This is a genomic window from Winogradskyella sp. ECml5-4 (genome assembly GCF_036903175.1).
In the GTDB taxonomy this organism is placed as follows: Bacteria; Bacteroidota; Bacteroidia; order Flavobacteriales; family Flavobacteriaceae; genus Winogradskyella; species Winogradskyella damuponensis.
On sequence record NZ_JAYJLF010000005.1, the window covers coordinates 18,691 to 44,250 of the forward strand.

Annotated in this window: 24 protein-coding genes; 13 read left to right on the forward strand and 11 right to left on the reverse strand. The window is 32.7% G+C overall.

The annotated features are described in order from the left end of the window. Nucleotides 1-105: 105 nt before the first annotated feature. From VDP25_RS04910 to VDP25_RS04925, 4 genes are all read right to left on the reverse strand, one after another. Complete coding sequence (locus VDP25_RS04910) at nt 106-1,272, reverse strand: formimidoylglutamase (protein ID WP_334467447.1); 1,167 nt, start codon at nt 1,270-1,272, stop codon at nt 106-108. Nucleotides 1,273-1,278: 6 nt separating this feature from the next. Further along, nucleotides 1,279-3,822 carry a type I DNA topoisomerase gene (topA, locus tag VDP25_RS04915; protein WP_334467449.1) on the reverse strand — a complete coding sequence of 848 codons (2,544 nt, stop codon included), beginning with the start codon at nt 3,820-3,822 and terminating at the stop codon, nt 1,279-1,281. Between the two features lie 161 nt (nt 3,823-3,983). Further along, nucleotides 3,984-4,412, reverse strand: coding sequence for a hypothetical protein (locus VDP25_RS04920; protein WP_334467451.1), 429 nt, complete (start codon nt 4,410-4,412; stop codon nt 3,984-3,986). Between the two features lie 44 nt (nt 4,413-4,456). Next, complete coding sequence (locus tag VDP25_RS04925; protein ID WP_334467453.1) at nt 4,457-5,245, reverse strand: hypothetical protein; 789 nt, start codon at nt 5,243-5,245, stop codon at nt 4,457-4,459. A gap of 237 nt (nt 5,246-5,482) precedes the next feature. On the opposite strand from VDP25_RS04925, the gene miaB reads away from it, so the two are divergent. The 10 genes from miaB to VDP25_RS04975 all read left to right on the forward strand — a co-directional run bounded on the left by miaB (nt 5,483) and on the right by VDP25_RS04975 (nt 15,100). Further along, entirely contained in the window at nt 5,483-6,928 is a 1,446-nt protein-coding gene (gene miaB / locus VDP25_RS04930; RefSeq protein ID WP_215928786.1) for a tRNA (N6-isopentenyl adenosine(37)-C2)-methylthiotransferase MiaB, read from the forward strand. Between the two features lie 2 nt (nt 6,929-6,930). Further along, nucleotides 6,931-7,785: a hypothetical protein gene (locus VDP25_RS04935; RefSeq protein ID WP_334467454.1), complete on the forward strand. Its 855-nt coding sequence runs from the start codon at nt 6,931-6,933 to the stop codon at nt 7,783-7,785. Nucleotides 7,786-7,912: 127 nt separating this feature from the next. Then, nucleotides 7,913-8,851 carry a hypothetical protein gene (locus VDP25_RS04940; RefSeq protein WP_334467456.1) on the forward strand — a complete coding sequence of 313 codons (939 nt, stop codon included), beginning with the start codon at nt 7,913-7,915 and terminating at the stop codon, nt 8,849-8,851. 48 nt (nt 8,852-8,899) lie between these two features. Continuing rightward, nucleotides 8,900-10,165 (forward strand): sigma-54 interaction domain-containing protein, encoded by a 1,266-nt coding sequence (locus VDP25_RS04945; RefSeq protein ID WP_334467458.1) that lies wholly within the window; start codon nt 8,900-8,902, stop codon nt 10,163-10,165. A gap of 153 nt (nt 10,166-10,318) precedes the next feature. Continuing rightward, nucleotides 10,319-10,822, forward strand: coding sequence for an LptE family protein (locus VDP25_RS04950; RefSeq protein ID WP_334467460.1), 504 nt, complete (start codon nt 10,319-10,321; stop codon nt 10,820-10,822). Between the two features lie 3 nt (nt 10,823-10,825). Then, a complete protein-coding gene (locus tag VDP25_RS04955) occupies nt 10,826-11,779 on the forward strand; it encodes a hypothetical protein (RefSeq protein WP_334467462.1) in 954 nt (317 codons plus the stop codon). A gap of 1 nt (nt 11,780) precedes the next feature. Further along, nucleotides 11,781-12,128 carry a preprotein translocase subunit SecG gene (gene secG, locus VDP25_RS04960; protein WP_215928774.1) on the forward strand — a complete coding sequence of 116 codons (348 nt, stop codon included), beginning with the start codon at nt 11,781-11,783 and terminating at the stop codon, nt 12,126-12,128. A gap of 151 nt (nt 12,129-12,279) precedes the next feature. Next, nucleotides 12,280-12,555, forward strand: a complete 276-nt coding sequence (locus VDP25_RS04965; protein ID WP_215928773.1) for a co-chaperone GroES — start codon at nt 12,280-12,282, stop codon at nt 12,553-12,555. Between the two features lie 116 nt (nt 12,556-12,671). Further along, nucleotides 12,672-14,303 carry a chaperonin GroEL gene (gene groL, locus VDP25_RS04970; protein WP_334467465.1) on the forward strand — a complete coding sequence of 544 codons (1,632 nt, stop codon included), beginning with the start codon at nt 12,672-12,674 and terminating at the stop codon, nt 14,301-14,303. A gap of 143 nt (nt 14,304-14,446) precedes the next feature. Continuing rightward, nucleotides 14,447-15,100: a DUF6090 family protein gene (locus VDP25_RS04975; RefSeq protein WP_334467467.1), complete on the forward strand. Its 654-nt coding sequence runs from the start codon at nt 14,447-14,449 to the stop codon at nt 15,098-15,100. 60 nt (nt 15,101-15,160) lie between these two features. Here the strand turns inward: VDP25_RS04975 and VDP25_RS04980 are convergent, their stop codons facing one another. From VDP25_RS04980 to xrtF, 6 genes are all read right to left on the reverse strand, one after another. Beyond that, complete coding sequence (locus VDP25_RS04980) at nt 15,161-16,273, reverse strand: hypothetical protein (RefSeq protein WP_334467469.1); 1,113 nt, start codon at nt 16,271-16,273, stop codon at nt 15,161-15,163. Between the two features lie 241 nt (nt 16,274-16,514). Then, entirely contained in the window at nt 16,515-16,889 is a 375-nt protein-coding gene (locus VDP25_RS04985; protein WP_215928771.1) for a heavy-metal-associated domain-containing protein, read from the reverse strand. A 93-nt stretch (nt 16,890-16,982) separates the two neighbouring features. After that, nucleotides 16,983-19,241 carry a TonB-dependent receptor gene (locus VDP25_RS04990; RefSeq protein WP_334467471.1) on the reverse strand — a complete coding sequence of 753 codons (2,259 nt, stop codon included), beginning with the start codon at nt 19,239-19,241 and terminating at the stop codon, nt 16,983-16,985. Nucleotides 19,242-19,312: 71 nt separating this feature from the next. Beyond that, on the reverse strand, nt 19,313-19,726 hold the full coding sequence (locus VDP25_RS04995; protein WP_215928769.1) for an HYC_CC_PP family protein: 414 nt from the start codon (nt 19,724-19,726) through the stop codon (nt 19,313-19,315). Nucleotides 19,727-19,776: 50 nt separating this feature from the next. Next, the gene (locus VDP25_RS05000) at nt 19,777-20,205 is read right to left on the reverse strand and encodes an exosortase F system-associated membrane protein (RefSeq protein ID WP_334467473.1); all 429 of its coding nucleotides are present in this window, start codon (nt 20,203-20,205) and stop codon (nt 19,777-19,779) included. After that, entirely contained in the window at nt 20,198-20,749 is a 552-nt protein-coding gene (gene xrtF / locus VDP25_RS05005) for an exosortase family protein XrtF (protein ID WP_425583496.1), read from the reverse strand. The genes VDP25_RS05000 and xrtF overlap by 8 nt, the downstream gene beginning before the upstream one ends. A gap of 92 nt (nt 20,750-20,841) precedes the next feature. Here xrtF and VDP25_RS05010 point away from each other — a divergent pair, with 92 nt between their 5' ends. Further along, nucleotides 20,842-21,300, forward strand: a complete 459-nt coding sequence (locus tag VDP25_RS05010; protein WP_215928764.1) for a GAF domain-containing protein — start codon at nt 20,842-20,844, stop codon at nt 21,298-21,300. A 10-nt stretch (nt 21,301-21,310) separates the two neighbouring features. On the opposite strand, the gene VDP25_RS05015 is transcribed toward VDP25_RS05010, so the two are convergent. Beyond that, a complete protein-coding gene (locus tag VDP25_RS05015) occupies nt 21,311-22,564 on the reverse strand; it encodes an ABC transporter permease (RefSeq protein ID WP_215928762.1) in 1,254 nt (417 codons plus the stop codon). Nucleotides 22,565-22,765: 201 nt separating this feature from the next. On the opposite strand from VDP25_RS05015, the gene purH reads away from it, so the two are divergent. Together purH and VDP25_RS05025 are read left to right on the forward strand one after the other, a co-directional pair. Then, nucleotides 22,766-24,295, forward strand: coding sequence for a bifunctional phosphoribosylaminoimidazolecarboxamide formyltransferase/IMP cyclohydrolase (purH, locus tag VDP25_RS05020; protein ID WP_334467479.1), 1,530 nt, complete (start codon nt 22,766-22,768; stop codon nt 24,293-24,295). 227 nt (nt 24,296-24,522) lie between these two features. Beyond that, a complete protein-coding gene (locus tag VDP25_RS05025) occupies nt 24,523-25,551 on the forward strand; it encodes a rod shape-determining protein (RefSeq protein WP_215928758.1) in 1,029 nt (342 codons plus the stop codon). The last annotated feature ends 9 nt before the right edge of the window (nt 25,552-25,560 follow it).

Sequence of the window (25,560 nt, forward strand, 5' to 3'; positions counted from 1 at the left end):
TATATTTCCGAATAAACAACTTTTTTTTTGTTTTTTTTGCATTTCACCCTTAAAATAAGCATTTCGTCGATTAAAAAAATGTTAAAATTCGATTAAGTGTTCGCTTTAGAAGCTATTCTTCCTATAAGCTTTATACCAACGCTCAGGTATTTCACCTTGAGTTGCGTGCACATAATCGGAATGCATGCATGGTAATAACGTATGCTTTTTTAATTTATTATTAACATTTGGTAAAAAAGGTATTTCAATCCACCAACGTCCTGTTTTTAAGCTTTTATAAAAAATCAGTTCGTCATCCTCTACCAACACATTATACTTTTGGTAATGATTTTCGTTATTAAACTGATCATCTTTAACTCGGCAATTAACTCCTTCAATAAAATACCATATCATTTGAGCGACGAGCATTGATGTTGCACTATCATTCTTAGACCCATTGTATTCATAAATACCAAAGGACGACACTTTATTACTTATGCCTGCATATCTACTTATAGCACAAATCTCTTTTCCTGAAAATCCATTAGGAGAATATTTTTGATTATCGCTAACCTCAGCAGCTCTAATCGACTTTAAATCGACAGATACGATATGTGCATCTCGCATTAAAGGTTCAACTTTATTTATATCTCCAGAAATTTCACCTAAACGGTAGGCCTCAAAGTATAACTTTTCTATGAGATCTATTTCTTCTTGGGAGTTAAAATATGTTTGATACCCTATTGTTGAATAATTAAACAGGTTATAGGGCTCTTCTACAATGACTTTCCCCACATAACTATTATTCTTAATCGGAAGGTTAGCATCGCCTAAATCGAAATTCGTATCCACACTTACAATATTTACCATTGGCAACAGTGAATCGTAAGCACGATAATTAGCGTAAGTTAAATCTTGACTTCCTCCTAACACAATAGGAATCACTCCCTTCTCTACTAAAACAGATATTGCTGTTCGAATAGCAAAATACGTATCTTCAACTGTCTCACCTGGCTCTATATCTCCTAAATCAGCTAGTGTTGTATGCCAATTACCAGGAAATAAAGAGTAGAGCGTTTTACGGATAGAATCAAAATTTACATGAGTTCCCATGTAATTAACGTCATTTCTATTCTCCTGAACGCCAATGATTGCCATTTGAACGTTTTCTAAATCTGGTATTCCGTTTTGACGAGAATGTACTTTAATTTTTTTCCCTAGCGCTTGTTGCGCTGCTAGTTCATTATGAGCTAAAACCGCATCTGATACAGGCGTGAGGAAATTAAAATTCATATTCAATTATTTCTTTTTAGTTGTAGCTTTCTTTTTTGTTGCTGTTTTCTTAGTTGCAGTTTTCTTAGTGGCTTTCTTTTTTGTCGCCTTCTTTTTAGGTGCGTTTTTTTCGAGAATTTCTTGTGCTTTCTCTAAAGTCATTTTACTCACATCAACCGTTTTGGCTAACTCAACTTTTTGTTTGCCTTTTATAATGTTGTGTCTTCCCCATCTTGCCTTCTCTACTCTTACACCAGCATCTTCCCAATTATGGATAACCTTATCGATTTCTTTCTGAATTTTTTCTTCAATCAAAGTAACGATATCTTCTTCAGATAAATTATCCCAATCGTATTTTTTATTTACATTAATAAACATGTTGTTCCATTTGATAAATGGTCCAAAACGCCCTTTACCTTTGGTAACTTCCATATCTTTATACATATATATGGGAGCATCTGCTAATTCTTTCTCCTTTATATATATTAGTGCTTCATCCATCTCTACACTTAAAGGATCAACTCCTTTAGGCAATGAGACAAACTTTTTACCAAATCTTACATAAGGTCCAAAACGTCCATTATTAACTTCGACCTCTTCGTCTTTATAGTGACCTAAAGCTTTTGGAAGTTTAAATAAATCCATAGCCTCTTCATAGGTAATAGAATTAAGCTGTTGGTCTGGAGATAAGCTTGCAAACTTAGGCTTATCTTCATCGTCCATGGTACCAACTTGCACCATTGGTCCAAACTTACCTAAACGCACGCTAACTTGACGACCAGTCTTTGGATCTGTACCCAAAATACGTTCTCCTGATTCACGTTCTGCATTTTCTTGTACATCTTCAACTTGAGGATGAAAGCCTTTATAAAAATCTTTCATCATCTCTCTCCAATCTTCCTTGCCCTCTGCAATATCGTCAAAACGATCTTCTACTTTAGCCGTAAAATTATAATCTAAAATGCTTTCAAAATGTTTTACTAAAAATTCGGTTACAATCATACCAATATCTGTTGGCACTAATTTTCCTTTATTGGAACCTGTTTTTTCAGAAAGCGTGTTGGCCTTTATATTTTGATTTTCAAAAACCAATTGCTTATAAGCTCTTTCATCTCCTTCGTGCGTTCCCTTCTCTACATAATTTCTATTTTGAATGGTAGAAATGGTTGGCGCATAAGTTGATGGACGCCCAATACCTAATTCCTCTAATTGCTTCACTAAAGAAGCTTCTGTAAATCTTGAAGGTGGTCTTGTAAAACGCTCCGTTGCAGTGATATATTTATTCTGAAGTGCTTCACCAACTTTTAAATCTGGTAAAATACCTTCTTGCTCTGTATCTTCATCATCTGTACCTTCTAAATATACTTTGAGAAAGCCTTCAAAAGTTATGATTTCACCATTTGCTGTGAATTGTTCGTCTATCTTATTTTTTGAATTAATTTGAATTTTAAGATTCGTACGCTCTAGCCTTGCATCACTCATTTGCGAAGCAATAGCACGTTTCCATATTAAATCATATAATCTTGCTTGGTCGCGCTCTGCATTAACAGTATGGTTTGAAAAATCGGTAGGTCTAATCGCTTCGTGAGCCTCTTGAGCGCCTTTAGATTTTCCTTTATAATTTTTTGGATTACTAAATTCTGAACCATAGGCCGAGATAATTTCGTTCTCTGCTCCTTTTTTTGCTTCATCAGATAAATTAACACTATCTGTTCTCATATAAGTTATAAAACCTGCTTCATACAAACGCTGAGCGTTAGTCATGGTTCTACTTACAGAAAATCCCAATTTACGTGAGGCTTCTTGCTGAAGTGTTGATGTTGTGAATGGTGCTGCTGGAGATTTCTTTGCTGGTTTCTTTTGTAAATCTGAAATCTGATAAGTCGCGCCTAAATTATTATTAAGGAAATCTAACGCTTCTTTTTCAGAATCGAAATTCTTAGGCAATTTGGCTTTAAAAGAATTTCCGTCTTCGTTTGTGAATTCTGCATCTACTCTATACGAAGCTTTAGGTTCAAAAGCTTGCACATCGCGTTCGCGTTCTACAATTAAGCGTACTGAAACCGATTGTACTCTACCTGCAGACAGGCCGCCTTTTACTTTTCTCCATAATACAGGAGATAATTCATAACCTACAATACGATCTAAAACACGTCTTGCTTGTTGCGCATCCACTAAGTTATAATCAATACTCCTTGGATTTTCAATGGCTTTGTTAATTGCACTTTTTGTAATCTCGTGAAAAACGATACGTTTCGTTTTATCTTTATCTAATTTTAATGTTTCAGCTAAATGCCACGCAATTGCTTCCCCTTCTCGATCCTCATCACTTGCTAGCCAAACAACATCTGCTTTCTTTGCTAATTCTTTTAATTTCTTAACAACATCTTTTTTATCTTTAGAAACCTGATACTTAGGCATAAAATCTCCCTCTACATCTACCCCTAACTCCTTAGATGGCAAATCTGCAATGTGCCCAAAACTGGACTCTACTTTATAATCTTTTCCTAAAAATTTCTCTATGGTTTTAGCCTTAGCTGGTGACTCAACAATAACTAGATTCTTCGACATTCTTAATTTTTTGCGTTTACAAATGTATATGAAAATTAAGATACAATCCTAATTTGGTCGTAAATACGATGCATTTTATCGTGATTTATTTATTATTAAGTACAGAAAAAGCCTTACAAATTGTAAGGCTTCTAGTGTTTATAAATATTTATAAGTCTTAATTAATATGAATATAAAATTGATTCTTCTAACCCTTCAATATTTAGTAATACTTCATTTACCCCTTCAATTCTAAGCGCTGTTAAATCAAAATTTTCTTCTTTATTGAAGACGGCTAAACAATCTTCATTATTATGAAGTGTTAATTTTAAATAGCGTTGATTAGGAAACGACTCTGCCACATTTCCCGAATCTATTAAAGACATAAGCCAAGTGCTAGCATCACAACCACTACCTGAAACAATAAGAGCCAAGCAGTCTTCATTAATAATAGCACTATCTATTGCATGTGACTCTGCAGCTTGGTACGCAACAGCATCTATTACAACTTCTAAACCACAAGGCACAACCACATTATCATCTTCATTGCATTGCATATTCATTATTAACAAACAAAACAACGACAGCATTAAAATTTTCCTGAATTTCATAAGATTGATTTCTTTGTAGATGCAAAACATCTTCAAAGGTTGCGTTAAAATGTAGATAATTGCTCAATTCGTCTCATTTGATTGCTTTCATCATCAAAACCAATAACGTCTTTATATATTAAATAGACAGGCAAATGACTAAACGATTTAGTGACATACACTCCAAATCCACACATTAGAAAACCAACGATCCATGCCAAAACTCCTGTCATAAAAATAAGACCAAATGAAATCAACCACTTTTTATTACCAAGTTCAAAAGACAATGTAATAATTTCTGAAACAGACAATTCTGGGTTAAAAGCATATACAACCACACTAAAAGACAAAGGAATAATAACATATATTAAAGGAAGGACACATAACATAGTCGCCAAAATAGCAATACCTGAAAATGAGGCACCTAATTTAATTGTTTTACTTAAGTAAGGTTTTTTGAAAAAATAAAAATAATCTTCTTTACCTATTTGTTCTAAATCCTTCAGTTTGCAAATTCTATAAAAAGCAGCTTTAAGACCAAACGCTATAGAACTCATTGCTACAATTAAAAAAATATAAACTACAATAAATACAAGTCCAAAAACAACACCCATACTTGTCGAATCATGAGTATCATAACCATTCTCAAATGTAAGCGCATTCATAAAACCAAAAAATAACAAAGGGATATAAACAACCATTATTACAGGTATAGCCAAAACTAAATTTAGTAATAATGCAACCAATCCTTGCACCCAAACCTTTTTAAACAATTCTATAGATTGATTAAAAATAACACCAAAATCTAATGCTTTTGCGTTTACTATTCGGTTTTTAATATCTGTGGTGTTCATTTTTTAAGGCAGTCTGAGTTAGTTTTTCAAACTAAAGCTATTTTTAGGAGATATTCAACTATTATCTTAACAAACCTTTTAAACACAGACACAATACTATGGCTTAAAATAAATCTTAACTAAATTATAACTGCCACTTTGTCACAATCTATAAAATAATATTATCTTTGCATCCTTATTGAGATTAGATAGAAATAGAATTTAGCTTTCCGCTTTCGAGTTTTGAGGAAAATAAATATGGAAAAAATTATAGACGAAAATAAACAAGGCGAGGCCTTAATCTTGGATAAAAAAGACGGTAACCAACGCAAACTATTTATAGAGAGTTATGGTTGTGCCATGAATTTTAGTGATAGCGAAATTGTAGCGTCTATTCTTTCTGAACAGGGTTTTAACACGACACAAACTCTTGAAGAAGCAGATCTTGTTTTGGTAAACACCTGTTCTATTAGAGATAAAGCCGAACAAACCGTTAGAAAACGGTTACAACAATACAATGCTATAAAACGACTAAACCCAAAAATGAAAGTTGGAGTGTTAGGCTGTATGGCAGAACGTTTAAAAACCAAATTTTTAGACGAAGAAAAAATTGTAGATTTAGTTGTAGGTCCTGATGCTTATAAAGACTTACCAAACCTTCTTGCCGAAGTTGATGAAGGTAGAGACGCCATTAATGTTATCCTTTCTAAAGAGGAAACATATGGCGACATTTCTCCTGTACGATTAAATAGCAACGGAGTAACAGCTTTTGTCTCTATTACTCGTGGTTGTGATAACATGTGTACGTTTTGTGTTGTTCCCTTTACTCGAGGAAGAGAGCGCAGTAGAGATCCACAAAGTATTATTGAAGAAGTTAACGACCTATGGTCTAAAGGCTTTAAGGAGATAACACTGTTAGGACAAAACGTTGACAGTTATTTATGGTATGGAGGCGGTTTGAAGAAAGATTTTGAAAAAGCCTCTGAGTTTCAAAAAGCAACAGCCGTAAATTTTGCCAAGCTATTAGAGCTATGTGCTAAAGCACAGCCTAAAATGCGTATTCGTTTTTCAACATCCAATCCTCAGGATTTCACATTAGATGTTATAGAAACAATGGCCAAATACGATAATATCTGTAAACACATTCATTTACCTGTACAAAGTGGAAGTAATCGTATTTTAAAAGAAATGAACCGTTTACATACGCGTGAAGAATATTTTGAACTTATTGATAATATTAAACGTATAATTCCTGAATGTTCAATAAGCGTTGATTTAATTGCTGGTTTCCCTACAGAAACTGAAGAAGACCATCAAGACACCTTATCACTAATGGAATATGTAAAATACAACTTCGGTTATATGTTTACTTATTCTGAACGGCCAGGAACTTTAGCTGGACGCAAAATGGAAGATGATGTTCCTGAGGCAACAAAAAAACGTCGTTTAAGTGAAATTATAGCTTTAGAACGTAAGTACAGTGAAATTAACACACGAAATCACCTTAATAAAACAGTTGAAGTTTTAATAGAAAAAGCATCTAAAAAATCGGATTCTCAATGGTCTGGAAGAACTTCTGACAACACCGTAGCTGTTTTTCCAAAAGAACATTACAAAGTAGGAGATTTAGTAAATGTATTAATTACAGATTGCACAAGCGCAACTCTAATAGGTAAAGCTATTGGATATTCTAAAAATAATTAATTATGAAATACACTCTTTACATCATCCTATTTGCCTCTATGTTTTCTTGTAGTTCTGATGACAGCCAAGAAACAGAACTATCTAACACACTAATTATTAAACACATTATTGATGTTAGAGAAAATAATGAGCGTAATTTTTATTTCGATTTAAACGGAAGATTAGTTTCCATTACAGATACCAATGCCCTTCCTGAGTATAATTATATTCTATCTGAATTTGAATATTCAAACGATAATAAACTTAACAGTTCTTACCACACTTATGGTACTGAAGAGGCGTTTATAAATCTCACTTACACTGATGAAAGTATTTCTAATTATCATTATATAACATTCGGTTATAGTACGGATTCTAACGTTGTAATTAACAATAACATCCTCAACTACAATGACCAAATGGATTCAGATATAGAAGAAGATGATTTAAATATTCAATGGACATTTAGTTCAGATCAATTAAAGTATGTAACGCAAAAAAAAATTATCTTAATAAATAATGCGAACTCTGTTTGGAATTTAACGGATTATACATATGATAGTAATTTTAATATTATTGAAAGTCATACCTCAATAAATTATGGTACTGAAGCTGATTACAGCAACACCTATACGTATGACGATAAAAAAAATCCGATAGCAGAATCTATGGACGGCTACAATTTAGCACTCTATTTTATGGATGATCATAACACCGTAGACATGTCACCAAACAATGTGTTAAGTAAAACCGATAATCAAGGAAATACATTAACCTATAATTATGTTTACAACGATGATGATTACCCTATGTCTGTAACCATAACAAATGTAGCAACAGGTGAAGTAATAAATACGCTAACTTATACGTATTACTAACAGCAAAAGTATAACTGAAGAATGGTGAAAATTATGCTATTCGTAGTTGATTCAAAAAAAAAAAAAAAATTATTAAGTCCAACTAGGTTCTCATCGCTATGAGAATTAAAAAAAAATTAAAACATCAATGAAAAAACTAATCTTATTATTACTCACCCTTACTGTAATTACAGCTTGTGACGTTGAACCTTTAGATCCTGCATACACTCAAGGCAGCGGCAGCAACGGAGGTGGTGGAAACAATGGTAGTGAAAGCGGAGACTTAACGCTATCATTATATGAGTTAGACACTGAACTTAGCTTTGACTTTTTTGGTACTCCCGTTCAAACCAACACTAAATCAGACTTTAGTATTAGCAACAACAAAATTGCTTCAGCTATTAATCAGGTATCTTTAAGCGGAAGTCCATTTGTAACCGAAAATCAACAAATTACCCGTAATGGTTCTGGACAAATTATTAGTGATATCTCTGTAAACTCTGCAGGTGTAACTACAAATGAGTATATAATTACCTATACGAATGGAGTTGTATCTAATATTACTTATGACTATTACGAAGATGATTTTGACGATTACAATTATAATTTCACCTACGATGGTAACACCATCACAAGAACTAAAGTAGGCTCTACAATTTCTACAGTATTCACAGTAGATAGTTCAGACCGTGTAATTAAAAAAGAATCGTTTGATGGTGATGTGTCTATTCAAACCGAAACAATATCTTACAATACAGCTGGTAATATTACAAGCAGTACAACGACAGGAGAAACACAAAGCAATACAACATATCAGTTTGACAATAATATAAATCCTCTAAAAGTGGTTTATGAAGATAACTACCTTCTATCATTTTTACGCGATGAGTATTCTGATGAAATTGGTCCACAAATAGCTCAATTTCTTTCTACCAACAACTGGAATGCAGCAACTTTTAATGGAGAGAGCGCCACTTTTAATTTAGAATATAATAGCGCAGGTAGAATTACAAAACGTGATATGGATTTTAATTCTAGCCCAGAATTATCAGCAACCATCAACGAAAGATTTACTTACGTAAATTAACCTTATAAATAATTAAAAAAGAGAATCTCAACATTGTGATCATTTAATATGGAATCTATTCAAGCCATAAAACAACGTTTCGGCATTATAGGAAACGACCCTAAACTCAATCGTTCTATCGAAAAAGCAATACAAGTTGCTCCTACTGATATTTCGGTATTAGTCACAGGAGAAAGTGGTGTTGGAAAAGAAAGTATTCCCAAAATTATTCATCAATTATCACACAGAAAACACGGCAAATACATTGCCGTAAACTGTGGAGCAATACCAGAAGGCACTATTGACAGTGAACTGTTTGGGCACGAAAAAGGTGCTTTTACAGGAGCAACAGCAACACGTTCTGGATATTTTGAAGTTGCAGATGGAGGTACTATTTTTTTAGATGAAGTTGGAGAGTTACCACTAACAACTCAGGTACGTTTACTACGTGTTTTAGAAAATGGAGAGTTTATAAAAGTAGGGTCTAGTAAGGTTCAAAAAACAGATGTAAGAATTGTAGCTGCGACAAACGTTAACATGTTTGAAGCCATTAAAAAAGAAAAATTCAGAGAAGATTTATATTACCGATTAAGTACTATTGAAATCAATTTACCTCCACTTAGAGAGCGTAAAGAAGATATTCATCTGTTATTTAGAAAGTTTGCTAGTGACTTTGCTCTAAAATATAAAATGCCAACGGTAAAGCTAACAGACGACGCCGTTAACTTACTCACTAAATACCGCTGGAATGGTAACATTCGTCAATTACGAAATGTTGCAGAACAAGTGTCTGTTTTAGAACAGCACAGAACTATAAATGGTGTCACGATTCAGAATTATTTACCCGATACAGGCAGTAATTTACCAGCTGTAGTAAACAGTTCTAAATCTGAAAGTGATTTTAGTAGTGAAAGAGAGATTTTATATAAAGTCTTATTTGACATGAAGGGAGATCTAAACGATCTTAAAAAACTCACCATGGAACTCATGAAAAAAGGAAGTGTATCTGAGGTTCAAAAAGACAACGAACATCTAATTCAAAAAATTTACGGAGACGATAAAGACGAAGCATTTGATGCTGCTGTTGAAGATTTGGAAGTTTTATCTATACCACAGCGCACAGAAACGGACGAATCTATAGTTTCAGATGTAGAAGACAAATATCATTTTGCAGAAGAAATAGAAGAAGAGGAAACTTTATCTTTACATGACAAAGAATTAGAATTAATTAAGAAATCTTTAGAACGTCACAGTGGTAAACGTAAATTAGCTGCTGCTGAATTAGGCATCAGTGAGCGTACGTTATATAGAAAAATTAAGCAATTTGATCTTTAAGATAAGTTTGTAAAACATTCATAACTAAACTTGCGTTATTAGAGAACTAGTTGTGATAAATGTGCCATCAAACCAATAAAAATAATTTAGACATAAGTATAATGAAGGCTATATTTACGCTTTTATAACTATGAATAACCAAATATTTATTAATTGAAAATTTTAAAATACATTTTTATATTAACGATTTGTCTTACAACTTTTGGATGTAAAGTCAACTATTCATTTACTGGTATTACAGAAACACCTGAAACATTTCAGGTAAATTTCTTTCAAAATAATGCCGATTTAGTAGAACCAGGTTTAGATCAATTATTTAAAAACACGCTCGAAGACCTCATCGTTAACCAAACAAGTGCCAATTTAGTAACTACAGGAGGCGAAGTTATTTATGAAGGGGAAATTACAGAATACCGTATTTCGCCTATGACAGCAACTGCAGAAAATACAGCTGCGCAAAACAGATTAACGATAAGTGTAAATGTGCGTTACATCAACACAAAGAATGAAGAAAAGGATTTTGAAAAACGCTTTTCTTTCTTTTATGATTACCCAGCCAACGATCAACTTACAGGAAGCATAAAAGATACAGCACACGAAGAGATTTTAGAACGTCTCACACAAGATATTCTTAACGCTTCATTAGCAGATTGGTAAAACATGCAGCTTCAAGAACTCACATATTTATTACAACATCCAGAAGCCATAACAGCATCTCAAACCGAAGTATTAGCTTCTGCCATTAAGCAATATCCTTATTTTCAGCCCTTAAAAGCACTTTATCTTAAAGGTTTAAAACAGAAGGAAAGCTACAAATACAATAATGCGTTAAAAGTTACGGCCGCACACACTACAGATCGTAGTGTATTATTTGACTATATTACTTCTGAGGTTTTTAATCAGAATGAAATATCTGAACATATTAAACAAAATATAGAGCATCTAAAATCTATAGAAGTTAATGAAATAGATGACATCTCTGTTAACAAAAGTGTAACTATAGACGACGCTTTAAAAGAGCACATTAAAGCAACTGAAGGAGTTTTAGATCCAGGTTTATTCGAGGTAAAACCTATGCCCGAACCTAAAACAGAACCGCAATCTTTAAAATTAGAAGACTCTATTATCTCGGTAGATGTAAAAAACATTACAGCCGAAGAGCAACTTAATATTGGTAAACCTTTAGATTTTGATAAATCTGAAAACCATTCATTTACAGAATGGTTAAAAATCACAAGTTTCAAACCAATTGTACGAGATGAAACTGAAACAAAAATTGAAACTAAAACAGAATCTAAAAAGGACGATTTAGAGCAAGAACCAGCTACACCATTGCAAGACAAACTTGCTATTATAGATAAATTTATTAGTGAAAACCCAAAGATTAAACCTGTTTCTAGCAATGCCCCAAAACCAAAGCTAGTCAACAATGACAATCCTATTTCAGACAGTTTAATGACTGAAACTTTGGCACGAATTTATTTAGAACAAAAAAACTACGATAAAGCAATTCAATCTTACAAGATTTTAAGTTTGAAATATCCAGAAAAAAGTAGTTTCTTTGCACACCAAATAAAATTGGTAAAAGAATTAAAAGATAATAATACAATATAAAATGAGTGCATTTACAATATTTTTAATACTAATAGTAATCGTTGCGTTTCTACTTGTCGTAGTCATTATGGTACAAAACCCTAAAGGAGGTGGATTATCATCATCTTTTGGTGGTGGTGGCACACAGCAAATGGGAGGAGTTCAAAAAACTGGTGATTTTTTAGATAAGAGTACTTGGTTTTTAGCAACAGCATTAATTGTTTTAATCTTAGCATCTAATCTTACAATTGGTTCTGGCGGAAGTACAGAATCTAAAGCTTTAGATACTAATGAATCAACAGAAATGCCAATTTCAACACCAGCTCCAACTAACAATTCAGCTACAACAAACGATTCAATAGGAGGTTAACTAAACTCTCATTATAAAATAACACTAAGCCAGCTCATTCAGCTGGCTTTTTTTATATCTGAAACTTTGTCAGACTTTCTGTCTTGGCATAATTTTCGAACTACGCTAAAGCGTAATTTATTAATTAAACAACTAAAAAATATACAACAAAATGAGTTTAAACATTAAACCTTTAGCAGACCGTGTTCTAATTGAACCTAAGGAAGCTGAAACTAAAACAGCTTCAGGAATTATTATTCCAGATAACGCAAAAGAAAAACCACAAAAAGGAACAGTTGTAGCCGTTGGAAATGGAAAAAAAGACGAACCACTAACAGTTAAGGTTGGTGATACTGTACTTTATGGAAAATACGGTGGAACTGAACTTAAACTAGAAGGTAAAGATTACTTAATGATGCGTGAAAGCGACATCTTAGCAATAATCTAAAAAGTATTTGGCTTTTGGCGTATTTAGCCTTTAGCGTATTAACAAATAAAACAGTTGTAAATTAACAATTTAGCTGGTAGCCAACAACTAACAGTTAAAAGCAAAAACAAAAAAAAATGGCAAAACATATTAAATTTGATATTGAAGCACGCGACGGATTAAAACGCGGTGTAGATGCTCTAGCAAATGCAGTTAAAGTAACATTAGGACCAAAAGGCCGTAATGTCATTATTGGAAAATCATTTGGTGCACCACAAGTAACTAAAGATGGTGTTTCTGTAGCAAAAGAGATTGAGCTTGAAGATGAGCTTGAAAACATGGGAGCTCAAATGGTAAAAGAAGTAGCTTCTAAAACTAACGATTTAGCTGGTGATGGAACAACTACGGCAACTGTATTGGCTCAAGCTATCGTAAAAGAAGGGCTTAAAAACGTTGCCGCAGGTGCAAATCCAATGGATTTAAAACGAGGTATAGACAAAGCTGTTGAAGCACTCGTTAAAGATTTAGATAAGCAATCTAAAAAAGTAGGTAGCGATTCTGACAAGATTAAGCAAGTCGCTGCAATTTCTGCTAACAACGATGATACTATTGGTGATTTAATCGCTAAAGCTTTCGGAAAAGTTGGTAAAGAAGGTGTTATTACTGTTGAAGAAGCCAAAGGAATGGAAACTTACGTTGACGTTGTTGAAGGTATGCAGTTTGACAGAGGTTATTTATCACCTTACTTCGTTACAGATGCTGATAAAATGATTGCCGATTTAGAAAATCCATACATTTTATTATTTGATAAGAAAATTTCTAACTTACAAGAAATTCTTCCAATATTAGAACCCGTTGCACAATCTGGTCGTCCATTATTAATCATCGCAGAAGATGTTGAAGGACAAGCATTAGCAACTTTAGTTGTAAACAAACTACGTGGTGGATTGAAGATTGCTGCTGTAAAAGCACCTGGTTTTGGAGACAGACGTAAAGCCATGTTAGAAGACATCGCAATCTTAACAGGTGGTGTTGTTATTTCTGAAGAAAGAGGTTTCTCTTTAGAGAATGCAGATCTTTCTATGCTTGGTACTGCTGAAACAGTAACGATTGATAAAGACAACACAACAATTGTTAATGGTGAAGGTAAAGCGGCTGATATTAAAGCACGTGTCAACCAAATAAAAGCTCAAATAGAAACAACAACGTCTGATTACGATAAAGAAAAACTTCAAGAACGTTTAGCTAAGTTAGCTGGTGGTGTTGCTGTACTTTATGTTGGTGCTGCTTCTGAAGTAGAAATGAAAGAAAAGAAAGACCGCGTTGATGATGCTTTACACGCAACAAGAGCTGCTGTTGAAGAAGGTATCGTTGCTGGTGGTGGAGTTGCTTTAGTAAGAGCTAAGAAAACTTTAGAGAAAATCACAACAGATAACCTAGACGAAACAACAGGTGTACAAATCGTAAATAAAGCTATTGAAGCACCTTTACGTACTATTGTAGAAAATGCAGGTGGCGAAGGTTCTGTTGTTATCAATAAAGTATTAGAAGGTAAGAAGGATTTTGGTTACGATGCTAAAACTGAAACTTACGTAGACATGCTTAAAGCTGGTATCATCGATCCTAAGAAAGTTACACGTATCGCTTTAGAAAATGCAGCTTCTGTAGCTGGTATGATCTTAACTACTGAGTGTGCTTTAGTAGACATTAAAGAAGACGCACCTGCTATGCCACCAATGGGTGGAGGCGGAATGCCAGGAATGATGTAATAAAAAACATCGATACCTAATGTATAAAACTGTTAGTGAACAAAGTTAAACTACAGTTATAAATTTAAAAGCCTTTGATTTATATCAAAGGCTTTTATTTTGGAATAAATTCATTAGATTTAAAAATCTAATCCATCAAACCAATGGCAAAATCAACTTGGAAGTACACTTTAAGAGAAATTATTATTGTTATTATAGGAATCTCTATTGCTTTTAGCATGAATAAATGTGCTGAAAACGTAAAAGATAATAAACTTAAAACGCAGTACCTTACCAATCTTAAAAGTGATGTTGAAGCAGATAAAATTCAACTTCAAAAAAATATTGAAGCCATTGATAAAAAATTAATGACTTGCTCTAAAATTATTCCTGTTTTAAATTCTGAAAAAGATCAAGACATGCAATTAATGTATAATATTTTTGACATTGTAAAATATGAGAATTTCAGTCCAAAAAGTATTACTTATAAAACCTTAATCAATTCAGGAGATTTAAAATTAATTGAAAATTTTAAGCTAAAAACAACAATTCAACAGCACTACTCCAACTACGATGAAATGGCAGATGTTTATGTAAGACACACAAGCTTAATAAAGGATTATTTAGGCAACTATTTGGTTAACTATTCAGATTATGATCTTATACCACAAGGGAAAGGTCCATTTTTAGATGAAATTAAACTAAAAAATATTGTAAGAGCGTTATTAACCACTTTTAACGATAAGAAAGCAGCCACAAAACTTGGAATTGAAAGTTGTGATATTCTTATTGCAGAAATTGAAGCCAACCTAAACTAAAGAAACAAACACATACTACGAGGTCTTTAAGCTCTTGATACTCTCACAAAACCATCAAAATTACTCGTCTATTTCTGTAATACTAAAATCGGCAAATAACACCTCTTCATCTCTAAGATCCTGCGCATTTAATAAACTCCTGTAGATGCCCCATTTTGGTCGTACAAAAGTTGCTCCAGCTCTCCAATTTATAATTGAAAAATTTGAATAGGTAAACAAAGTTGTATTATCACTCACTTTTTTTATTTCAATTTCATAGGTTCCTGATGTGCCATATTTTATGATTTCGGTAACCTCTAACCAAGTATCTACAAAAGGAGCTAAATCTGTTTCTGTAAGGGTATTTTGGTCATCTGTTTCGGCATAGCGCAATTCTAATTTATCCGGATTCCCTTTTCGCGCTGTTAAAGTATACATTGGCATGCTAGCCAAAGATCCTCCTACAGATTTTAGCTGGTGTAAATGCGTAAAATTTGGAGACGTTTGGAATCCTGATTTTAATTTGAATTTCCATTTGTAAACAACTTTTTCGTTGTCTACTCCTAATAAATTATCTGGAGATTGGTCATACGTTTTTATCTCATTTCGTTGTCTGTCAAAATTGATACAACGGTCGTTGTCTGGAGAAGCATGTATATAAAACCGAAAAACATTTGTGTTTAACTCACTATCAAAAAGCTCATCAATATGGTCTCCAAATTCTGGATGATTACAATCTGGCACTTCTATTGGATTATAACCAGGGGCTAATATTGAAGTAATTAAATCGTAGGTATTTCCGGGTCCGTCAGCTTTTAGTTCTACTCCTTGCGGACTTGGGTTTTCAACATTCTTTATCAGTTGAATTGTTACTAAATTATTATTTGGATTTAAGTCGTTATAAGTATTTTGAAATCCTATTTTAAAATCTATTGTTGCAATTACCTGAGTTGTATCTGCATTAAAAATTTGTTGTTTTTCAGTTTCACTCTCAAGCGCATTTCCGTAATTATAATATAATGCATTGTCTAGTTTTTGCATCAAATCATCATTGTCTGCCCAAGCAATTAAACTTTCAGATGATGTTATAGAAATATCTGTTAATATTGGCTCTGTAGTTTCATCATTTTTATTACAACTATTTAAAGCGAATAATAAAACAACTATTAAGATTGGAAAGACACATTTTTTCATATTTAAAAGACTAAAAATACTGGTATTTTCTTACTGCTTATTTTAAAACCCAATCCCAACTTACTGATATTAAATTTGTTTTAAAACGAATACTAGATCTTAACGAAGTTCGCTTAAAACTTTTAAAGCGTCAAATTAATATTAAACTATAATTAAGTTCTGTATCACAAAACCATAAAAAAAGCCTGAATATAAATTCAGGCTAAAACATATTATGTCTTTTTTTATTCTGGAAACCAAATTAATTGTTCTTCTCCTCTTCCTTTGGTTCATGATCTTTTCTAACCTCTTCATCTCTATATTTACAACATGGATGTATCGAGTTATATTCTTCTTCAGTAGCTTTAATTTCTTTAGTATCATGACCTACTGAAGCAACCTTTTTAGAAATCGTTTTTAAATCTGTTTTGCGCTCATCAAAAATCAGTTTTAACTCATGTGTATCTACACTCCAAACGGCAGATTTCACACCTTTGGTTCTAATTGCTGCTTTTTCTATGCGTTCTTTGCACATACCACAAACACCATCAACTTCAATGCTTGCTTTTTTGTTTTTGTCTTGTGCAAAAGCTATGGTTGTTACTAATAATGTAAACATTAAAATTACTTTTTTCATCTTGATTTGTTTTTAGTTATTCCTGCAAAAAGCAGAAACTTATTTGTTTTAATTTAATTTCTATTTATGGATTCTTGCTTTTACAAGAACTAATTATTTAATACGAAATCGCAATCCGGCGTAATACATGCTGCCGTAAATTGGGCCATATACAAAATTACTATCAAAATTTGATCCAAACGGATTATCGGCACTAACTACGGGATTATCTTGACGTACATTAGTCACGTTTTCTCCACCTAAATATACTTCAAATTTTGGAGAAAACACTTTTGTAACTTGCAGATTTAAAGTTCCAACTGTTGGTGTTTCATCTGCTAACTGAAACTGTAATGCACTTAAATCCGTACTCGGAAAACGCTGACCGCTTAACCAATTGTATGTCGCATCAAATTTCCATTGTCCATTATTCTTTATTTCTGTTTCATATGATGCATTAGCAAACAAACGGTGTTTTGGCACTAATGGCTTTTCTAATTTACCAGAGATATAATCTGTTTGTATATCATAATACTTATAAGCCATTCTAACATCAAAATGTTCAAAAGCATTATAATTAAATTCAAATTGAAAACTATTTGCATAGCTATCTCCTTCTAAATTATAAAAATTGACTTCATAAGGATTCTCCCAATCTACAACGACTTGATTTTGAAAATCGGTTCTATAAAAATCGAAAGTCACATCGGCTTTTCTATCAAATAAGTTGAAGCCTTGCAAATAGCTAATACCATAATTCCAAGCAATTTCTGGATCTAATCCGTAAATTTTCCCTTCTGAATTTAAAATATTAATCTGTCTTGAACTTGAAAATATATTTTGGTTTTCTGCAAAAATATTAGCACTTCGTTTTCCTCTTCCTATAGATGCACGCAATGCTGATTTCTCCCAAGGTGTATATCGCACATGTAAACGCGGTGTCACAAAAAAACCAAGTCTATTATGTTGGTCTACACGCATTCCTGCTGTTAATGATAATTTATCTAAGTTATCAAAAGCATATTCAAAAAAACCACCCACAGAATTCTCTGTTCGTTTATAGGTTGTATTATTTAGAAGCGCGTTATTATGATTGTTTACAAGCTCATTATAATGATCGTAAGTAAAACTTACTCCTGTTTTAATTTTGTGTCTGGAGTCTGAAATAATAGAATTATAAACCAAGTTAGAATAAAAACTATTATGTTTAATATCATACTGGTTTAACCCAAAATAGGAATCTTGTTGATGGTGACTAAATGCTGTTTGAAATCCGAGACTTTGATACGGAATTTCTGGGTTTACATAGCCTAATTTTGTAGTAATCTCAAAGCGTTCAGTATCAATCTCACTTCCCCAATAATTAGTTGTACCCTTATCACGTTGCGGGTCAAAGTCTACTTGCCCTGCTTGCTTTTCGTCATTAAGATATCTCAGATTAATAAAGCTAACCACGCCTTTTTCTGGATTGGTGTATTGCCAACGGTTCATAACGTTAATCTGATTGTACATTGGCATATCTAAAAAGCCATCGTCATTAACATCATGCTTTTCCTGATGTGTATTTCCATGCACATACAAACCTGTACTCCACTTATCTGAAACTTTAGTATTTATATGCGTATTTAGTTCTAAACGCTCACTTGAAGCTCCATAAAGGTTTACAAATAATTTATCATCAGTTGTAGGTTTTACCATTTCGGCATTAATTTGACCAGCAATACTTTCAAACCCATTAACCACACTACCTGTACCTTTAGTTATCTGAATACTTTCTACCCAAGTACCTGGAATAAAACTTAAACCATAAGCTTGAGATGCGCCTCTTATAGCAGGAATATTTTCTGTTGCAATTAAAATATAAGGTGAGTTTAAACCCAACATTTTAATTTGTTTTGAACCTGAAATAGCATCGGCAAAATTCACATCTATTGAGGGATTGGTTTCAAAGCTTTCTGCTAAGTTACAACAGGCTGCTTTTAACAATTCTTCACTTGTAACTGTAAAGGTATTTGCTGCTTGTAAATAGGATTTTCGAGTGGCTTGTTTACGAGATGAAATTTCTACAGCATCTAACTCGTCACTCGTTTGAAGTATATGTCTTATATACTTATTTTTACTTATGGTTATAGTGTCAGATTTAAAGCCAACATAACTAACAACCAATTTATTATAAGAGAATTTATAAGGTAACGTGAACGTACCATCTTCATTTGTAATTGCTCCAACTGATGAGCTTAACCAATACACATTGGCGCCTGGTAATGGCATTTCTTTTCCGCTGCTTGTTTCTAAAACAACTCCTTTTAATTGCTCTTGCGCAGAAAGCATAAGCGACAAGAACATAAATTTTATAAATAAATATTTTTTCATTTGTTTGAATTTCGGGTATAACAATAGCACACAATTATGTGCTTCCTTTTTAACGAAGGGCTATAACGGAATCAAATGAGGTAAACTTCATCTAAGAGATGAATGTCTTTAACTAATGTTGGCGGTAAGTAATTACTATGAGGAATGACCAAGTTGGGCAAACCTTCGAAAAGATTGATGTAAGAATAGCTGTAAGCAAATAATACTTGCTGTTTAATTACATCAAAATCTTCAAATGAATTGAACGTTAAATCAGAAAGGCCTTCAATGACGTCAATTTCATTTTTACAACAGCTTTTTTTAACCATATCTGTTGCTTCCATTTTAGAAATGTCCATTCCACATTTTTCACTTTCAGAAAAAATGGCAACGTCGACTAAAACATCTCCACAAAAGTGTTTATCAATAGTTAATGATAATGTAGAAAACAAAACCAATACTGATAACGCTATAGAAAAGGCTTTATGTGTATATGAAAATTTCACAATGCAAAGCTACAAAATTATTGAATTGATAAAGTAGAATTATAAAACTATTAACGATTTAGCTTATAGTAATAAAAGGCTGGAAAAAGTAAAATTAAAATTATTGGCTGTATTAAAAACCTCCTAATATTAAAAAAGAGATAATAATCTTCTTGTTTAGGATTTACTACAAAATACAAAAACGGAATAAGCAATAATACATAAGCTACAAAATAGATTAACGCAGAAAACTTAATAATACTCCTGTCTTTGAATATAAGATATAAAATCCCTAAAGAAATAAGTGTATTTAACACAAACCGAAACGTTGTATTTAAAACCAATTTTGCAATTTCTCGTCTTGGACTATCTATATACAAATAGTCATTTTTAAAAAAGGTTAAATAGGGGTCGTAAAATAGTACGTTTTCATAAGCCCTTATTAAGACTAACAACATTAGTAGTAATCCAATTAAAAAATAAGTGACAATTTTATGCATTGGTCTTTATATTTTTAGAAAATCGGTTTACCCAAACCATCCAAAGCAAAAAAACGGTGCCGTAAATTAACATAGGAAAAATAACAGTGTGTAAAATTTCTCTTCGCCAAGGATAATGATAAAGGCCTATTGAAAGGATTACAATTCTAATTAAATTAAAAGCATAAATAATAATACTTCCTGCAAAGCAATAAATAAGTGTGGTTTTAAATTTACTTGCAAAAGCTACTATAAAAGACAAAAACAAAATGATAATACTAACAGCATTGCAACCTTCTATGACACGCGCTACATATGTTCCGTTAATGATGATTTTTACTGACGACTCATTGGGGTGAGGCATAATATTAGACTCATAACCTAAGCCATTTAACAGCGCATTTGTTTGCTCAGCTACCAAATGAGTTAAATAATCTGGGTAAAACTTTGAACCATCAGATACATTTAAATATAAATTATAGCCAACAGTCAAAACTCCATAAACAGCTAAAAACGTGATTATAAAGCGTATAACAAGTTTATATTTCACTAAAAGTGTCCTCAAATGTTAAGTATATTAGTTTGATGTTAAATTTATGAAAACAGTAATTCAAAATAGCGCATTTTAAATACTTTTGGCAAAAGTTTTTCACAGCTATGAATTTACAAGACTTAAAACCTAAAATAAAATCAATTGTTACACAAGACGATTGCACTATTGACCAACGTTTACTTAAAATTTGCGAAACTCTTGAAGCAAATATAAGTTATTATAACTGGGTTGGTTTCTACTTTAAAAATGGAGATAAAGACGAATTAAAACTAGGACCATACGTTGGTGCACCAACAGACCATACCATTATTCCATTTGGTAAAGGTATTTGCGGACAAGTTGCTATTAGCAATCAGAATTTTGTGGTACCAGATGTAACAGCTCAAGATAATTACATTGCCTGTAGCATAACCGTTAAGGCTGAGATAGTTATTCCTATTTTTATAAATGGAGAAAATATTGGACAAATAGATATTGACTCTAATACTCCAGACCCTTTTACAGAAGCCGATGAACGGTTTTTAGAATTTGTTTGTAAAGAGGTGGCTTCTTTATTAAAATAAAAACTAAATTCTACATTCCTGTACGTATAGCTTCCACTGGATCTAACCTTGATGCTGTTAGTGCAGGAACCACTCCTGAAATTAAACCAATTATTGAAGATATAAAAAATCCAAGAGCCATATTTTGAGGAGAAAGTACAAATTCAAAATCTTCAGCGTAATAACTTCCAATTAGAGTTCCTATCCATACTAAAAAAAGACCTACTAACCCACCTACTACAGCCAAAATCACAGCTTCAAATAAAAACTGAAACAATATAAATTTGTTCTTAGCTCCTAACGATTTCTGTATTCCAATAAGATTAGTACGTTCTTTAACACTCACAAACATAATATTTGCAATACCAAAACCGCCAACTAAAAGCGAAAACCCACTAATTACCCAACCTATTAAATTTAAACTGCCTATAATAGTATCAATAACATCTTGCAGTCCAGAAATAACACTAATAAAAAAGGTATCTATTTCATCTGGCTTTAAACCTCTTTTATTTCGCATCAACTGAACAACTTCTGCTTTTAAACCTTCGATATCTGCATCTTTTTTAGGCTTAATTACAACAATATACTTCATAAACGGATTATTATCTCCGTATCGATTTCTCACATAATTCGTTGGAAGAAATATTGAAACATCATTACTGTCGCCAAACAGACCTGAGCCTTCTTTTTTAACGACTCCAATAACCGTAAATTTCTGACCATAAAGGCGTACTTTTTTACCAATTGGTTCGAGTTCACCAAAAAGTGATTTTGCAATTTCAGATCCGATAACCACAACTGGTCGTCCAGAATTAGATTCAGACTCACTAAAAAAACGTCCTTTTTCAAATTCCATAACCTGAATATCAATAAACTCATGAGATACAACAACAGTATTCACACTACTTACCAATTCCGATTCGTATCTAATATTTTCGCGTTTTACAAAGAGTTGCAAAGCCACATGTTCTGCATCAGCTACAGAAGATTTTATGCTTTTGTATTCATTATAAGATACCTCATCAAAAGTTTCTCTTTGCCAACGTGGTACATCAGTTGGACCAAAAGGCATATTAGCCAAATACATGGTATTACTATCTAAAGAACTTAATTGACCTTGAATAGTTTTATCTAAAGAATCAACCGCTGCCAAAACAGCGATGATAGAAAAAATACCAACCGTAACACCTAAAAGTGACAAAAATGTTCTGAGTTTATTTGTGCGAAGCGCATTTAGCGCAAATGAAAAACTCTCTTTTAGTAAACGTAAATAGACCAGCATGCAAGGGTTGTTTTATAAAAAATTTAAGTGATTTTTAGCATTTTAACCAAAGCTAAAAAAGGACAATAAATTCAATATTTTAAAGATAGGACGTTTTCAACAATTTATTGTTACAAAAAACTTAAAGAAACTACATTTTGCATCAAGCTTTTATTTGTGAATATACGTATTTTTGCCGCATCTAAAACACAACACAACATTATGAACAACAAAACCATTTCATCGGCACTAATTTCTGTATTTAGTAAAGATGGATTAGAACCAATCGTTAAAAAACTAAACGACTTAAACGTAACCATTTACTCTACAGGAGGCACAGAAAAATTCATTAAAGATTTAGGAATTGACGTTGTACCAGTAGAAGATGTAACATCTTACCCTTCAATTCTTGGCGGACGTGTAAAAACTTTACACCCTAAAGTTTTTGGAGGTATTTTAAATCGCCAAAACCACGACGGAGATGTTGCCGAATTAAAAGAATTTGATATTCCACAAATCGACGTTGTCATCGTAGATTTATATCCTTTTGAAAAAACAGTTGCTTCTGGAGCAAGCAATCAAGATATTATTGAAAAAATTGATATTGGAGGTATTTCTTTAATTAGAGCTGCTGCTAAAAATTACGCTGATGTTACTTGCGTGTCTTCAGTAGACGATTATGCAGAATTTTTAGACTTATTAGAAACTAAAAATGGAGAAACATCTGAGGAAGACAGAAAACAATTTGCTGCAAAAGCATTTAATGTGTCTTCTCATTACGATTCAGCTATTTTTAATTACTTCAACCAAAATCATAAAATTCCATCTTTAAAAATTTCAGAAAATAAAGGAAAAGTTTTACGATATGGAGAGAATCCACACCAAAAAGGGTTCTTCTTTGGCGATTTTGATGAAATTTTCACAAAACTACATGGTAAAGAATTAAGCTATAACAATCTTTTAGATGTTGATGCAGCTGTAAATTTAATGTTAGAATTTAAAAACGATGCACCAACCTTTGCCGTTTTAAAACACAATAATGCTTGCGGTTTAGCACAACGCGACACCTTACACCAAGCTTATTTAGATGCCTTAGCTGGTGATCCTGTTTCTGCTTTTGGCGGTGTATTAATTAGTAATACTGAAATTGATGTTGCTACTGCTGAAGAAATTCACAAATTATTTTGCGAAGTTGTCATTGCACCATCGTTTTCTGATGAGGCTTTAGAAATTCTAAAAGGTAAGAAAAATAGAATCCTTTTAATCTTGAAAGATATAGAGATGCCACAAACCAATGTAAGAAGTTGTTTAAATGGTATCTTAGTTCAAGATAGAAATAATATAACAGATACACTTGAAGGTTTAAAACCTGTTACAAAAACAACAGCAACTTCAAATGAATTAGACGATTTAATATTTGCTTCAAAAATTTGTAAGCACACTAAATCGAACACAATTGTTTTGGCCAAAAACAAACAACTATGCGCTAGTGGCACCGGACAAACAAGTCGTGTTGACGCCTTAAACCAAGCCATTCACAAAGCACAATCTTTTAATTTTGATTTAAAAGGAGCCGTAATGGCAAGTGATGCCTTTTTCCCATTCCCAGATTGCGTAGAAATTGCAAACAATGCTGGCATTACCGCTGTAATTCAACCAGGTGGCTCTATAAAAGACCAATTAAGTATTGACTATTGTAATGAAAACAATGTTGCTATGGTAATGACAGGTACACGTCATTTTAAACATTAAAAAACGTCATTTAAAGAACCCAAAATAAAGATACAAACCATCTTAATTTTGGGTTCTTTTTTTTTATCAAAGCCCTCTTCTAATTTGTTTTATTGGTAAAGTAAAAGAAAAAATAAAAAAAGTTTAGCAATAAACATCTTTAAACATATAAATAACGTATATTTTACTACTTTTACAGATAGTCTTAAGAATAAGATACAAATAACCCAAATAATTAAGAATAGCACATGGGATTTTTTGATTTCCTAACGGAAGAAATAGCCATAGATTTAGGAACCGCAAATACATTGATAATCCACAATGACAAAGTTGTTGTTGACAATCCATCTATAGTAGCAAGAGACCGCATAAGCGGAAAAATAATAGCAGTTGGTAAGGAAGCCAACATGATGCAAGGAAAAACGCATGAAAATATCAAAACAATTCGTCCGTTGAAAGATGGTGTAATTGCCGATTTTGACGCTTCAGAACAAATGATAAGTTTGTTTATTAAAAATATTCCTGCATTAAAGAAAAAGTTTTTTAACCCAGCATTACGTATGGTAGTTTGTATTCCTTCTGGTATTACCGAAGTAGAAATGCGAGCTGTAAAAGAGTCATGTGAGCGTGTTAATGGAAAAGAAGTTTATTTAATACATGAACCAATGGCAGCTGCCATTGGTATTGGTGTAGATATTATGCAACCTAAAGGAAATATGATTGTTGATATAGGTGGAGGTACCACTGAAATCGCAGTTATTGCTCTTGGCGGTATTGTTTGTGATAAATCTGTAAAAGTTGCAGGTGATGTATTTACAAACGACATTATTTATTACATGAGAACGCAACATAACTTATATGTTGGAGATAGAACGGCCGAAAAAATTAAAATTCAAATTGGTGCAGCTACTGAAGATTTAGAGTTGCCGCCAGAAGATATGAGTGTACAAGGTCGTGATTTGTTAACAGGGAAACCGAAACAAGTTCAGATTTCATTTCGTGAAATTGCAAAAGCTTTAGATAAATCTATTTTACGTATTGAAGACTCTGTCATGGAAACCTTATCTCAAACACCTCCAGAATTAGCTGCAGATATTTACAATACTGGAATTTATTTAGCAGGTGGAGGATCTATGTTAAGAGGTCTCGATAAACGTTTGTCGCAAAAAACAGATTTACCCGTTTATATTGCAGAAGACCCTTTAAGAGCTGTAGTAAGAGGTACAGGTATTGTGCTTAAAAACTTACCTAAATACAAAAGCGTATTGATTAAATAAAAAGTAAAT